Annotated in this window: 11 protein-coding genes and 1 pseudogene; 9 read left to right on the plus strand and 3 right to left on the minus strand. The window is 71.9% G+C overall.

Annotated elements, in window-relative coordinates:
• Window positions 1-22: 22 nt before the first annotated feature.
• Window positions 23-733: pseudogene (locus ACGF4F_RS01025) on the plus strand (BTAD domain-containing putative transcriptional regulator); the annotation flags it as partial.
• Window positions 734-948: 215 nt separating this feature from the next.
• On the opposite strand, the gene ACGF4F_RS01030 reads toward ACGF4F_RS01025, so the two are convergent.
• Both ACGF4F_RS01030 and ACGF4F_RS01035 read right to left on the minus strand, forming a co-directional pair.
• Entirely contained in the window at window positions 949-2,637 is a 1,689-nt protein-coding gene (locus ACGF4F_RS01030; RefSeq protein WP_357435815.1) for a vanadium-dependent haloperoxidase, read from the minus strand.
• A gap of 180 nt (window positions 2,638-2,817) precedes the next feature.
• Window positions 2,818-3,573, minus strand: coding sequence for a histidine phosphatase family protein (locus tag ACGF4F_RS01035; RefSeq protein WP_393073672.1), 756 nt, complete (start codon window positions 3,571-3,573; stop codon window positions 2,818-2,820).
• Between the two features lie 135 nt (window positions 3,574-3,708).
• Here ACGF4F_RS01035 and ACGF4F_RS01040 point away from each other — a divergent pair, with 135 nt between their 5' ends.
• From ACGF4F_RS01040 to ACGF4F_RS01050, 3 genes are all read left to right on the plus strand, one after another.
• Window positions 3,709-3,951 carry a hypothetical protein gene (locus ACGF4F_RS01040; protein ID WP_357435812.1) on the plus strand — a complete coding sequence of 81 codons (243 nt, stop codon included), beginning with the start codon at window positions 3,709-3,711 and terminating at the stop codon, window positions 3,949-3,951.
• Window positions 3,952-4,117: 166 nt separating this feature from the next.
• Window positions 4,118-4,444 (plus strand): hypothetical protein, encoded by a 327-nt coding sequence (locus ACGF4F_RS01045; protein ID WP_357435811.1) that lies wholly within the window; start codon window positions 4,118-4,120, stop codon window positions 4,442-4,444.
• A gap of 57 nt (window positions 4,445-4,501) precedes the next feature.
• A complete protein-coding gene (locus ACGF4F_RS01050) occupies window positions 4,502-5,476 on the plus strand; it encodes a DNA primase small subunit domain-containing protein (RefSeq protein WP_357435810.1) in 975 nt (324 codons plus the stop codon).
• Window positions 5,477-5,479: 3 nt separating this feature from the next.
• Here the strand turns inward: ACGF4F_RS01050 and ACGF4F_RS01055 are convergent, their stop codons facing one another.
• Window positions 5,480-5,986 (minus strand): Lrp/AsnC family transcriptional regulator, encoded by a 507-nt coding sequence (locus ACGF4F_RS01055; RefSeq protein WP_357435808.1) that lies wholly within the window; start codon window positions 5,984-5,986, stop codon window positions 5,480-5,482.
• 72 nt (window positions 5,987-6,058) lie between these two features.
• Here ACGF4F_RS01055 and pdhA point away from each other — a divergent pair, with 72 nt between their 5' ends.
• From pdhA to ACGF4F_RS01080, 5 genes are all read left to right on the plus strand, one after another.
• Window positions 6,059-7,264 carry a pyruvate dehydrogenase (acetyl-transferring) E1 component subunit alpha gene (gene pdhA, locus ACGF4F_RS01060; RefSeq protein ID WP_357435977.1) on the plus strand — a complete coding sequence of 402 codons (1,206 nt, stop codon included), beginning with the start codon at window positions 6,059-6,061 and terminating at the stop codon, window positions 7,262-7,264.
• Window positions 7,264-8,268 carry an alpha-ketoacid dehydrogenase subunit beta gene (locus ACGF4F_RS01065; RefSeq protein WP_357435807.1) on the plus strand — a complete coding sequence of 335 codons (1,005 nt, stop codon included), beginning with the start codon at window positions 7,264-7,266 and terminating at the stop codon, window positions 8,266-8,268. The genes pdhA and ACGF4F_RS01065 overlap by 1 nt, the downstream gene beginning before the upstream one ends.
• 73 nt (window positions 8,269-8,341) lie before the next feature.
• Window positions 8,342-9,718 carry a dihydrolipoamide acetyltransferase family protein gene (locus tag ACGF4F_RS01070; RefSeq protein WP_357435805.1) on the plus strand — a complete coding sequence of 459 codons (1,377 nt, stop codon included), beginning with the start codon at window positions 8,342-8,344 and terminating at the stop codon, window positions 9,716-9,718.
• Window positions 9,719-9,826: 108 nt separating this feature from the next.
• A complete protein-coding gene (locus ACGF4F_RS01075; RefSeq protein WP_357435804.1) occupies window positions 9,827-11,506 on the plus strand; it encodes a right-handed parallel beta-helix repeat-containing protein in 1,680 nt (559 codons plus the stop codon).
• A 137-nt stretch (window positions 11,507-11,643) separates the two neighbouring features.
• A complete protein-coding gene (locus ACGF4F_RS01080; protein WP_393073680.1) occupies window positions 11,644-12,906 on the plus strand; it encodes an Ig-like domain-containing protein in 1,263 nt (420 codons plus the stop codon).
• Window positions 12,907-12,912 lie beyond the last annotated feature (6 nt).

A 12,912-nucleotide genomic window follows, 5' to 3' on the forward strand; every position in this document is an offset into this window, starting at 1 on the left:
TTCCTGCCCGATTCCACCGCTCATGAGGTTCCGGCTTCTGGGACCGCTCACCGTAGGCTCAGAGGACAGCCCGCTCGACATCCGCGGCAACCGGTTGCGTGCGGTGCTTGCGCTGCTGCTGATCAACAGCGGCGCGGTGGTTCCGATGGACGACATCATCAAGGCGGTCTGGGGCGAGGCTCCGCCACGGACCGTGCGGACCCAGGTGCAGGTGCAGATCTCGGCGCTGCGGGCCCTGTTCCAGAGCATCGAGGGTGTCAAGATAAGCACCCATCCGGCCGGCTACTCGCTGCACGCGTCGCCTGGCGAGATCGACGTTCTGGTCTTCGACCAGCTCGTGCAGCGCGGTCGGGCGTTGAGCGCGGGCCGCCAGCTCGACGCGGCCGCGGCACTGTTCCGCGAAGCGCTCAAGCTGTACCACGGGCCGCCGTTGTGCAACGTCGATGCGCCGTTCGCTCAGCTCGCCGGGGTCCGCCTGCAGGAGCGGCGGCTGGACGTGCTCGGTGAGTTGTTCGGGCTGGAGCTGCGCCTCGGGCGGCACCAGGAAATCGTTCCGACGTTGACCGAGCTGGTCGCTGAGCATCCGTTGCGGGAGACGTTCTGGCGGCATCTGGTGGTGGCACTGCACGGTGCGGGCCGCCGGGGCGAGGCGATCGCCACCTACCACCAGGTTCGCCGGCTCCTTCGCGAGGAGCTCGGTTTGGACCCGGGCCGGGAACTGGTGGCGGCCTACCGCGACCTGCTGGAGGAAGAGCCGACCGCGCCGTCAACGGTCGACGGGGAAGCGCTGGCGGCGACGCTGGAGTGTCTGCGGCTGACCGAACAGTTGTTGCGGGACGTACGTCGCCAGCTTGAGGCGCTGAGCCTCTCGCTGGCCGGACCGGCTGATGGCTGGCGTGGACCCGAAAGCCGGGCCCACGCCAGCATGACCGCGGTGGCCGATGAAGATCAGACGACGTTGCAGTCGACAGTTATGGAGTGGGTCGAGCCGTCCCGGAGCAGGACCGAGAAGAGCTGCGGTCCAGAACAGTTCCGGTTGGCCAGGGTGCTGACCTCGATCCGCCCGGTGGTCGGGTTGTAGATCGGCGCCGAATTCACGGCGCCCCCGGGGTGGCCGTTCCATGACGTGCCGGTCACGGCGCCGGAGTCGGTCACGGGGGTACCGGCGGAGTCCTTGATGGCGAATCCGAAGGTGAAGCTCCGCGGCGGGGCGGCGTCGATGTAGTCGCCGATCTTGCTGCCGTTGAGGTAGAACCCGTCGAAGGTGTATGACGTGGTCGGGCGGAGGAAGTTTGCGGTGACGTAGTTCGCCATCGCGGTGCCCGACGACATCCCCGCGTCGGCGTCCCACTGGTAGTGCACGCCGAGGTAGACCCGGCTGCGGGCATTTTCCGTGGCAGCGGAGCTGAAGGTGGCGAAGGTTCGGGTAACTCCTGCCGCGTGTGGATCCTGCGTGGTGGCGGTGAACCTGAACGCGTCAGTGTTGAAGAAGCCCGTCATCGCGCTCGCCCACGCTCCGGCGAACGTGGCGTGCCCGGAGGTGTAGGCCGGGAACGGCGGGGAGAAGTTCACCCCCTTGTCGTCGGCCGAGAGTGGCTTCCAGTTGGCGTCGGACTTGGTCGCGGGGTTGCCGTCGGTGTCCGCGAGCTGGATCGCGCTCTCCGGCCGCCACAGGGCGATCGGGGTCTGGTACTTCGCGTCCCACGCCACGATCCCCGCGTCGGCCAGCGCGATCGCCACCAGGGCGAAGAGCCGAGCGTTCCCGGCCTGGGTCAGCTTCGCCGACTTCGCCACGATCTGGGTGTGGGCGAAGAGTTGGCCTGGCGGCTTGTACGTGAGCTTGTCGAGATCATTGGCCCAGAACCAGGCGGCCTGCGTCTGGTCGGCGGTGCGGGACGTGCTGTTGTACCGCCCGAGGTCCTTCACCTCGTTGACCTGCGTCGCGTACTCGGGGCTGGCGAGCAGTTTGGCCAAGTCCGAGTAGCCGGCCGGCAAGCCCGGACGGAACTGGGCGCCGGAGGTCATCGCGAACGGCTTGACCAGGCCCCAACTGGGCGTGGCGGCGGCGCCGGAGCCGGTCGGCCGCCACACTCCCGGGGTGTCGCTGAACGGGAACGTCGAGTTGTCCGGCGACCCGTCGTTGGTCCGGAAACTGATCATCGCCTGTGCGCTCGCCGAGCCGATCCGCTGACCGTCGGTCCGGGCCGGCGAGCTGGCCGTCCCCTCCTGCGCGGTGGACAGGTCGGCGTCGAAGTTGACGCCCGGGAACACGCTGCGCAGCGTGTCGTAGGCGGCATAGTCGATGGCGGTGGCGAGGTCCGGCACGATGCCGGGCGTGGGCGAGACCTTGACCCGGTACGGCTGACCGATGCACTGGGCGTCGCCGGCCGCGCAGAGAGCCGAGTTGGCCGCGTCGTAGATGGCGCCGTGCAGCATGGCGCCGGCGCGGGCCAGCGGCCCCGGCGCTCCGCCGAGCTGGCGGTACGTGCGCACCAGGACATCGTTCCAGTAGAGGACGTGATCATTGGGTGCGGCGGCGTGCGCCGCAGTGGTCGGGAGCACGACGGCACCGGTGCTGAGGGCTGCGGTGGTCAGCGCCGCGGCACCCCACCGTCTCGTTGAGCTGAGCCTGCCCATGGAACTCCTTGGCGAGAGACCCGGAACGGGCGGCGGGGATGTCCCGCGCCCGCCGCGAGCCTGGGCCAGCTCGCTATCGCCTGGCTACGGTCCCGCTACGGACCGGCCACGTAGGACCGGCCCCGGTACGGAGCCCGGTCGCGGCCGGCAGCTGCGGTCCACCGGGCAGGGGAGGAGCCATCAAGCCCGTCCGCTGTCAGGCCCGTAGCTGGTCCTTGGGTCGGCAGACCCACGTTCCGGCTGCTTGGCTCGGGGGTGCAGGTGGGTGACGTCGTTGAACATCTCCGGGGCGAGCCGCCCCGCGGCGTCGACGGACCAGCCGGTGACCGAGCAGTTGGCGATCGAGTAGTCCCGGGTCAGCCCCCTCAGCTCGTCCTCGGTGAGCCCCTCCAGCAGGTAGCGGAGCACGAAGACCAGGGCGTCGTGGCCGAAGAGCAGCACCCGCCGACCCTCGTGGTCGCGGCGCAGGTCACCGAGGAGAGCGCGCAGCCGAAGCGCCACGTCGGGCCAGGACTCGCCGCCGGGGGGCCGGTAGTAGAACGTGCCGAGGCGGGCCCGACGTTCCGCCTCCGCCGGATACCGCTGCCGCACCCCGTGTTCGGTCAGGCCGTCGAGGATGCCCTGTTCCCGGTCGCGCAGCCGCTCGTCCCGGCTGACCGGGATGCCCGTGCCGGCCAGCGCCAGCTCGGCCGTCTGCACCGCCCGCAGGTACGGCGACACCACCGCCACGTCGGGCCGGTGCGTCCCCGGCAACTTGGCGAGCCAGCGGCCGGTGGCCCGGGCCTGCTCCTGCCCGGTCGGCGACAGCGGCACATCCGCGTCGCGGTGCTGGGTGAGGCCGGTCAGTTCGGCGCCGGCCGCCTCCGCCCGGCTCGCCGCGACGTTCGCCGTGCTCTCGCCGTGCCGGACGATCCACAGCGCCGCCAGTTCCGCCATGCGGCCACCGGTACCCGGGCGCGGCGGGCGTAACCGTGCGGGCCGTCGGGCGGCCCTCGGCCGGGCGGCGCGTGAACCGGCCGCAGGCGGGTAAGCGCTGGCGCCACCGGAAGCCGAGACAGGGGGAGGTGTGTCGTGGCCACGACCATGACCAAGGAACAGATGAGTCCGGTACGGGACAAGAACTACGACCTGATCCACACGGTGCAGATGTCGTTGGAGAACATCTACCGGATGGACACGTACATCGCCGACGCGGACAAGCGCGGCGACACGGAGCTCGCCAACTGGTTCCGCAAGATCCAGGAGAACAACCGCAAGGCCGGTGACCAGGGCAAGCAGATGCTCATGGCGCGTATGCAGCAGGAAGGGCGCTGAGCACCGGCGTGGCCGGGGCCGGACGGACGCCGCCCGGTCCCGGCTGCCGCGACTCCAGCCCTTCCCGGATGGTGCCGCTCGACTGACCGCTGTCGCGAACGGGGCAGCGGGCAGACCCATCGGTGGAGCAGAATGTCCCGTCCGACACGACGGGATGGAGCCATCGATGACGGTCCTCAAGGGTCTGCGGGAAGCCCTGGTGCTGCTGGCGATCGCGCTGGTGGTGGTCGCGGTCGCCGCCGGCGTCTGGGTGGCGGTGTCCGGCGGCGAGTTTGTCACCCGGTTCGGTATCGCCCTGGTCGTCGTCGGGGCGCTGCTCGGCGTCACCGGCGACCTCACCCTCAGCCGGGTCGGCATGCTCGGCGCCCGGGCCGCCTTCGGGCTCGCACCCGAGCAGGAGACCGGGGGCGGTGGCCGGGTCCTCACCGGTGTCGGGATCTTCCTGTTCGTCGGGCTGCCGCTCGTCGTCGTGGGCATCACGTTGATCTCCTGATCGGCCCGCTGCGCGGCGGGCGACCGCGGCGGCCCGTAGCCCGCTACCGTGTGAGGCGTGGCGACCACGGCGGCCGAGGAGATCCGGGTAGGCGAGCGGGTGGTCCGTGTCTCCAGCCCCGACAAGCCGTACTTCCCGGAGCGCGGGCTGACCAAGCTCGACGTGGTCCGCTACTTCCTCGCCGTCGGCGACGGCATCCTGCGCGCTCTGCGCGACCGGCCCACCATGCTGGAGCGGTGGCCGCGCGGCGTGTTCGAGGGCGCGAAGATCGCCACCCGGCAGGACAATCGCGGCGACGCGTTCTATCAGAAGCGGCTGCCCGCCGGGGCGCCCGATTGGGTGCGCACCGCGCACATCACCTTCCCCAGCGGCCGGACCGCCGACGAGGTGGCCCCGAGCGAGCTGGCCGTGGTGATCTGGGCGGTCAACCTGGGCACTCTGCGCTTCCACCCGTGGCCGGTGTCCGCCGGCGACGTTGAGCATCCCGACCAGCTCCGCATCGACCTCGACCCGATGCCCGGGGTGGACTTCGCCCAGGTGGTCCCGGTCGCCCACGAGGTGCGGGCGTTCCTCGACGAGCTGGGGCTGGTCGGCTACCCGAAGACCACCGGCGGTCGGGGCATCCACGTCTACCTGTCCATCGAGCCGCGGTGGAGCTTCGGCGAGTGCCGGCGGGCGGTGCTGGCGCTGGGCCGGGAGATGCAGCGCCGGCTGCCCGACCTGGTGACCACCACCTGGTGGCGGGAGCAGCGGGACCGGCCGGTCTTCGTGGACTACAACCAGATGGCCCGCGATCACACCGTCACGTCGGCGTACTCGATCCGGCCCACCCCGCGGGCGCTGGTCTCCGCCCCGCTGGACTGGTCGGAGCTGGACGACGCGCGGCCGGAGGACTTCGACGTGGTGAGCCTGCCGGCCCGGTTCGCCGAGCGTGGCGACCCGCACGCCGGCCTGGACGACCGCCGGTTCTCCCTGGAGCCGCTGCTGGAGTTGGCCGACCGGGAGGGCCTGGAGGCGCCGCCGGAACGCTGACGCCTACGGCCAGAGGGTCTGCGTCCCGTCGAACTCCTCGAAGACCAGCCAGGTGCGCGTCGACAGCACCCCGGCGATGCTCTGCACCCGTTCCAGCACCACGTCCCGCAGGGTGGCGTTGTCCGGCGCCCGGACCAGGGCCAGCACGTCGTGCTCGCCGCTGAGCAGCGCCACGTGCTCGACGTAGCGCACCCGGGCCAGTTCCTCGGACACCTCCCGCCAGGTGTTCTGCTCGATGGTCAGCGCGATGTAGGCCGACGTGCCCAGCCCGGCGGGTTCCGGCGCCACCCGGGCCCGGAACCCGGTGATCACCCCGTCCCGGATGAGGCGCTCCACCCGGGCGTACGCGTTGGTGCGCGAGACGTGCACCCGTTCGGCCAGCGTGCGCATGGAGAGTCGGCCGTCGTCGACCAGTTCGCGCAGGATCCGCCGGTCCACCTCGTCGAGCGGCCCGGCCGAACGTCCCGTTCCGCCCGCCACGCCCGGTACCGGGCTGGTCTCCTGGCTCATGAACCGCTCCCAGTCATGCCATTCGTCCCGCGTTCAACGGGCAACTTGAGTCAATCATCCGACGGCGTGAGCATAGGTCCACCACACGTCCAGGAGGTCCCCGCCGTGACGACCACACCCCAGGCGGTCCGCAGGGCATCCCCCCGCACCCGCCGGAAGGCCACCCCCGCCGCCGCCGACCCGTCGGCCGGGCTGCTGCCGCGTACCGAGCCGGTCCGTCTGTTGAACCCGGACGGCACTCCGCTGCCGGCCCGGGACGACTACCCCGAGCCGCCGCTCGACGCGCTCCGCGAGATGTACCGGCGGATGGTCGTCGGCCGCCGCTTCGACGTGCAGGCCACCGCACTGACCAAGCAGGGTCGCCTCGCCGTCTACCCGTCCTCGCGCGGCCAGGAGGCCTGCCAGGTCGGCGGGGTCCTCGCGCTGCACGACACCGACTGGGTCTTCCCCACCTACCGCGAGTCGATGGCGCTGACCGCCCGGGGCATCGACCCGGTCGAGGTGCTCACCCTGCTGCGCGGTGACTGGCACTGCGGGTACGACCCGGCGGCCCGGCATACCGCGCCGCAGTGCACCCCGCTGGCCACCCAGTGCGTGCACGCCGCGGGCCTGGCCTACGGCGAGTCGTACCAGGGGCGGGACACCGTGGCGCTGGCCTTCATCGGCGACGGCGCGACCAGCGAGGGCGACTTCCACGAGGGCGTCAACTTCGCCGCCGTGTTCAAGGCCCCGGTCGTCTACTTCGTGCAGAACAACAAGTACGCGATCAGCGTCCCGCTGTCCCGGCAGACCGCCGCGCCGAGCCTGGCGTACAAGGGCATCGGCTACGGCGTACCCAGCGAGCAGGTCGACGGCAACGACCCGGTGGCCGTGCTCGCGGTGCTCACCCGCGCGGTGGAGCACGCCCGGTCGGGCCAGGGGCCGTTCCTGGTCGAGGCGCACACCTACCGGATGGAACCGCACACCAACGCCGACGACCAGACCCGCTATCGGGACGCCGAGGAGGTCGAGGCGTGGCGGGACCGCGACCCGATCGCCCGGCTGGAGATCTACCTGCGGGCCCGGGGCGTGCTGGACGACGCGGCGGTCGCCGCCATCGCCGACGAGGCGGAGGCGTACGCGGCCGCGCTGCGCGACCGGATGAACGCCCAGCCGGCGGTGGACCCGCTCAGCCTCTTCGACCACGTGTACGCGGAGCCGACCCCGCAGCTGGTCGAGCAGCGTGAGCAGGTCCGCGCCGAACTGGCCGCCGCCCGCGACGAGGAGGGGGACGCCTGATGGCCACCATGACCATGGCGAAGGCGCTCAACGCCGCGCTCGCCGACGCGATGCTGGACGACGAGCGGGTGGTCGTCTTCGGCGAGGACGTCGGGCAGCTGGGCGGCGTCTTCCGGATCACCGACGGCCTGCAGGCCAGGTTCGGCGACAAGCGTTGCTTCGATACCCCGCTCGCCGAGGCCGGCATCGTCGGCTTCGCCGTCGGCCTGGCCATGTCCGGGCTGCGGCCGGTGGTCGAGATGCAGTTCGACGCGTTCGCGTACCCGGCGTTCGAGCAGATCGCCTCGCACGTGGCGAAGCTGCGCAACCGCACCCGGGGCGCGCTCAGCGTGCCGATCGTCATCCGGGTCCCGTACGCCGGCGGCATCGGCGGCGTGGAGCACCACTGCGACTCCTCCGAGGCGTACTACGCGCACACCCCGGGCCTGAAGGTGGTCACCCCGGCCACGGTCGAGGACGCGTACTCGCTGCTGCGCGAGGCGATCGACGACCCGGACCCGGTCGTGTTCATGGAGCCGAAGAAGCTCTACTTCTCCAGCGCCGAGGCCGAGCTGCCGGCGCGTACCGCGCCGTTCGGCAGGGCCGTCGTGCGCCGGGCGGGCACCGACGCCACCCTGGTCGCGTACGGGCCGGCGGTGCCGGTCGCGCTGGAGGCGGCCGAGGCCGCCCGCGAGGAGGGCTGGGACCTGGAGGTCGTCGACGTACGCACGATCGTGCCGTTCGACGACGCCACGGTCACCGCGTCGGTGCGGAAGACCGGCCGGTGCGTGGTGATCCAGGAGGCGCAGGGCTTCGCCGGGGTCGGCGCGGAGATCGCCGCCCGGGTGCAGGAGCGCTGCTTCCACGCCCTGCACGCCCCGGTGCTGCGGGTGTCCGGCCTGGACATCCCGTACCCGGCGCCGATGCTGGAGCATACCCACCTGCCCTCGGTGGATCGGGTGCTGGACACGGTGGCCCGCCTCCAGTGGGACGACCAGCCCGACACCCGGTGGGTGGCGGCATGAGCGAGCGCAGCGAGCGAATCATTCGGCTCCGCCCCGCAGGTCATGACGACGCCGACCGCAGGGAGGTGGCGGCATGACCACCACCCGGCAGACTCGCGACTTCCTCCTGCCGGACCTTGGCGAGGGGCTCAGCGAGGCGGAGATCGTCGAGTGGCGGGTCGCCGTCGGCGACGTGGTCACCGTGGACCAGACCGTGGTCGAGGTGGAGACCGCCAAGGCGGTCGTCGACGTGCCCTGCCCGTACGCCGGCCGGGTCGTGGCCCTGCACGGCGCGGCGGGTGAGGTCCGCCCGGTCGGCCAGCCGCTGATCACCATCGCCCCACTCGACGGTGCGGAAGGGGACGACCCGCACGCCACCTACCGCGAGGAGGAGCGCGCCGGCTCCGGCAACGTGCTGATCGGGTACGGCACGGGGCACGGCGGCTCGGGCCGCCGGCGCCGCCGCCCGCGGCTCGCGCTGGCCGCGGAGCCCCCGTCGGCCGCGCCGGTCGGTGCCGTCGCCGGCCCGGCCCCGACCGCCACCGCCCCGGCCGCTGCCGGCGTGGTCGCGGCCGAGGCCACGCGGCCGAGCGCCCTGGTCATCTCGCCGATCGTGCGGCGGCTGGCGAAGGAGCGCGGGATCGACCTGGCGTCGGTACGCGGCACCGGCCCCGGCGGGGTGATCCGCCGCGCCGACGTGGAGGTCGCCTCGGCCGCCCCGGCCACCCGGCTGGCCGCGGTGCCGGACCCCCATGTCGGGCTCGCCCCCGACGGGGACGGTGACGTGGTCATCCCGCTGACCGGCATCCGCAAGGCCATCGCCGACAAGCTCTCCCGCAGCCGGCGGGAGATCCCCGAGGTGACCATCTGGGTCGACGTGGACGCCACGGGGCTGCTCGCGACCCGGGCCGCGATCAACGCCGCCACCCCGGACGCGCCGGTCAGCATCCTGGCCCTGCTGGCCCGGATCTGCCTGAGCGGTCTGCGGAAGTACCCGCAGCTCAACGCGCACGTGGACACCGAGGGGCAGCGGATCATCCAGTCGGCCGGGGTGCACCTGGGCATCGCCGCGCAGACCGACCGGGGCCTGGTCGTCCCGGTGCTCCGCGACGCCCAGCGGCTGACCACCCGGGAGCTGGCCGCCGCCCTCGCCGAGACCACCGCCGCGGCCCGGGCCGGTAGCCTGCCCCCGGCGCGGCTGACCGGCGGCACCTTCACCCTGAACAACTACGGGGTGTTCGGTGTGGACGGCTCCACCCCGATCATCAACCACCCGGAGGCGGCGCTGCTCGGCGTCGGCCGCATCGTGGACAAGCCCTGGGTGGTCGACGGGCAGCTCGCGGTCCGCAAGGTGACGCAGCTCAGCCTCACCTTCGACCACCGGGTCTGCGACGGCGGCGTGGCCGGCGGCTTCCTGCGGCACGTGGCGGACTGCGTCGAGCAGCCCGCCCTGCTGGTGGCGAACGTCTGACCCACCGACCCGGCCTCGGCCCCGTCCACGCCCGGGGCCGGGGCCGTCCGCCGTTTCTCCGCTGCGGGACCGGGAATGCGAGCCCGGTCGCCGAGGGGGAGGAACGGGATGGAGCACTCGCACGTGCCCTCCGCCGGTGGCGTACGCCCGCACCCGGTCGCCGGCGCGCCGCTGATGTGCGACGCCCGGCAGCACGGGCTGACCGGGGACGGGACGACCAACGACCAGCCCGCGTTCGCCGCGCTGGTGGATCGGCTGGGGGACGCGTACGCCGCCGACCGGCGGGCCCGGGTGATCTACTGCCCGCCCGGGGTGTACTCGATCCGGGACGCCGGCACGGTCTGGCGCAGCGGGGTGTCGCTGCTCGGCGCCGGTCCGGGCGCGACCCGGTTCGTGCTGAGCAACTCGGGCAACCGGGCTGATCCCACCCCGCTGGCCTTCCACACGGCGGCGCTGCACGGTGCCGATCGGGAGCGGCACCTGGCGGACTGCTCCTTCGCCGACTTCGAGATCGACGGCTCCGGGGTGGCGTCGGCCGAGTACAACCCGCTGGCCAAGGGGCTGGGCCTGCAGTACGTCGTGCGGGGCGTGTTCCGCAACCTCTACATCCACCACACCGCGGCCACCGGCCTGGGCTGCGACTTCCTCCAGGACTGCCTGATCGACGGTCTGCTGGTGGCCGGTTGCGGGCGGCTGGACAACGGCACCGAGATGGGCGGGGCCGGCATCGGCATCGGGGTCGGCGGGTGGGGCAGCATCGAGCGGGTCAACATCGTCAACTGCTCGTCGGTCGGCAACGCCACCAGCGGGATCTTTCTGGAGTTGCAGCAGGCCGGGGCGTTGCGGCCGCGGGGGATCCGGATCGTCGGCTGCCACGCCCAGGGCAACCGGTTCGGCATCTCCGACTGGGGCGCCAACGGCCTGATCGTCTCCGCCTGCACGCTGACCGGGAACCTGGAGGCGGGCTTCCACGTCTCGGCCAAGGGCACCACGGGCACCGCCGGTCGGGGCGGCATTCTCAGCGACTGCGTGATCGACGGCAACGTGCGCGACGGGGTCAGCATCGGCAACACCCCCGGCCCGTACACGATCCGGGGCAACCGGATCACGGGAAACGGCCGGTACGGGTATCACCAGCGCAGCCTGGGTGGCGAGGAGCAGGAGTGCGCCCGGGAGGTCGTCATCGAGGGCAACGACTTCTACGGCAACAGCCTGGACGCGATCCGGATCGACCGGCCGATCGTCGACGCGATCATCACCGGCAACCGGATCCGGAGCAACGGGCGGCAGTGTGGCCCGGTCGTCCGGGGCGGCGGCGACTCGGTGCGGTACAGCGAGAAGCTGGTGGTCGACCGGCGGGCCGAGTGGCAGGAGGACGAGCACCGGGGCAAGGTGGTCCGGGTCGACGGCCGGATGGCGCTGGTGGCCGCGAACAATGCCACCGAGCTCACCCTGGCGCCGGTCCGCCCCGACGCGATAACCGCCTGGAGCGCCGACGTCCCGGTGCCCGGCACCGGGTACGAGTTGTCGGCGGCGCCCGAGACGCGGGCGGGCATCACCGTGCACGCCGCACTCGACTCGGCCAGCATCCGGGGCAACCGGATCTGGGACAGTCTGCGCCCGGCCACCCAGACCCATGGCTTCTGGATCACCGAACGGGGCAGCTGCGTGGACTGCCGGGTCGAGGACAACGACCTGGCCGGGAACGCCGAGGGCCCCACCCGGCTGGACACCCCGCCCATCGGTGGCCGGTGGGAACGCAACCACGGCGACGACGAATGGGACTGACTGGGCGAAGAAATGTCATTCCGTACGCGGTCGACAAAACTTAAGTCGCCTGGTTCAAGCAATTGTTCGGAACGGCCTACAGCTTCTCAGATGACCGACAGAATGGGAACGAAGGGACTGGAAATGGGGGTGGGGAAATGGACCTGAGGCGGCGAATGACGCTGTTCGCGGTGACCATCGCAGCCACGCCACTGGCGGTCGGCGCGTGCACCGCCGGACCGAAGTCGGTGGGCGGCAAGGGCGCCGCACCCCCGTCGATCACGGTGACGCCGGCGGACAAGACGAAGGACGTGCCGGTCAGCGCCGAGGTGGGGGCCACCGTCAAGGACGGGAAGATCACCGGCGTGCGGTTGACCGACGACAAGGGCGCGCAGGTGCCGGCCGAGCCGCGCGAGGACGGGTCGGGCTGGGTGCCGACCCGGCCGTTGCAGAATTCGCGGACGTACACGGCGGAGGTGACCGCCACCGGCGACAAGGGGCGGACGAGCACGCAGAAGACGACGTTCACGACGATGGCGAAATCGACCAAACAGGCGATCAAGAGCACTTTGTATTTCAGCGGGGAGCAGACCTACGGGACGGCGATGCCGTTGGTGGTCGCTTTCGAGCCGGGCATTCCGAAGGAGGCCCGGGCGGACGTGCAGCGCCGTTTGTTCGTGAAGACGGACCCGCCGCAGCCGGGCACCTGGTCGTGGGTGGGGGACGGCACGCAGGTCTACTACCGGGCGCCGGACTTCTGGAAGCCGGGCACGAAGATCAGCGTGCGGGCCGGGCTGGAGGGGTTGCCGATCGGCACGGACCGGATCGGCGACGCGGACCGGTCGGCCTCCTCGAAGATCGGCCGGCAGGTCTCGCTGGACATCGACAACGCCACCAAGCAGATGGCGGTCTACCAGGACGGCAAGCTGCTCAAGAAGATCCCGGTCAGCCTCGGCAAGCCGGACACGCCCAGTTCCAGCGGCAACATGGTGATCATGGAGAAGTTCGACCGGACCACCTTCGACACCCGGGGTGAGGCGAACGGCGGCTACGTGGTCGACGTGGACGACGCCCAGCGCCTCACCTGGGGCGGCGAGTTCATCCATGCCGCGCCGTGGTCGGAAGGGGACCAGGGCTACACCAATGTCTCGCACGGCTGCGCCAACGTCTCCAACGCGGCGGCGGACTGGCTGATGGGCATCACCCAGGTCGGTGACCTGGTGACGGTCAAGGGCACCGAGGTGCAGCTGCAGGCCGGCAACGGGTGGACCGCCTGGAACGTCGGCTGGGACGAGTTCGCCAAGGGCAGCGCGCTGCCCGTACCGGCCGGGCTCAAGCCCACGGTCAGTGCCACGCCGCACCCGGGCGCGGTGGCCGGCGGGTCGGCGCCCGCTCCCGCGCCCTCCAGCAGCGGCGGCTGACCACCG

It is taken from the genome of Micromonospora sp. NPDC047740 (genome assembly GCF_043204735.1).
Lineage (GTDB): Bacteria > Actinomycetota > Actinomycetes > Mycobacteriales > Micromonosporaceae > Micromonospora.

Coding starts and splice junctions, on each gene's coding strand:
- ACGF4F_RS01035 (WP_393073672.1), bottom strand. CDS start 3,573: ATGGCGGAACTGGCGGCGCTGTGGATCGTCCGGCACGGCGAGAGCACG.
- ACGF4F_RS01030 (WP_357435815.1), bottom strand. CDS start 2,637: ATGGGCAGGCTCAGCTCAACGAGACGGTGGGGTGCCGCGGCGCTGACC.
- ACGF4F_RS01055 (WP_357435808.1), bottom strand. CDS start 5,986: ATGAGCCAGGAGACCAGCCCGGTACCGGGCGTGGCGGGCGGAACGGGA.
- ACGF4F_RS01070 (WP_357435805.1), top strand. CDS start 8,342: ATGACCACCACCCGGCAGACTCGCGACTTCCTCCTGCCGGACCTTGGC.
- ACGF4F_RS01075 (WP_357435804.1), top strand. CDS start 9,827: ATGGAGCACTCGCACGTGCCCTCCGCCGGTGGCGTACGCCCGCACCCG.
- ACGF4F_RS01080 (WP_393073680.1), top strand. CDS start 11,644: ATGGACCTGAGGCGGCGAATGACGCTGTTCGCGGTGACCATCGCAGCC.
- ACGF4F_RS01045 (WP_357435811.1), top strand. CDS start 4,118: ATGACGGTCCTCAAGGGTCTGCGGGAAGCCCTGGTGCTGCTGGCGATC.
- ACGF4F_RS01065 (WP_357435807.1), top strand. CDS start 7,264: ATGGCCACCATGACCATGGCGAAGGCGCTCAACGCCGCGCTCGCCGAC.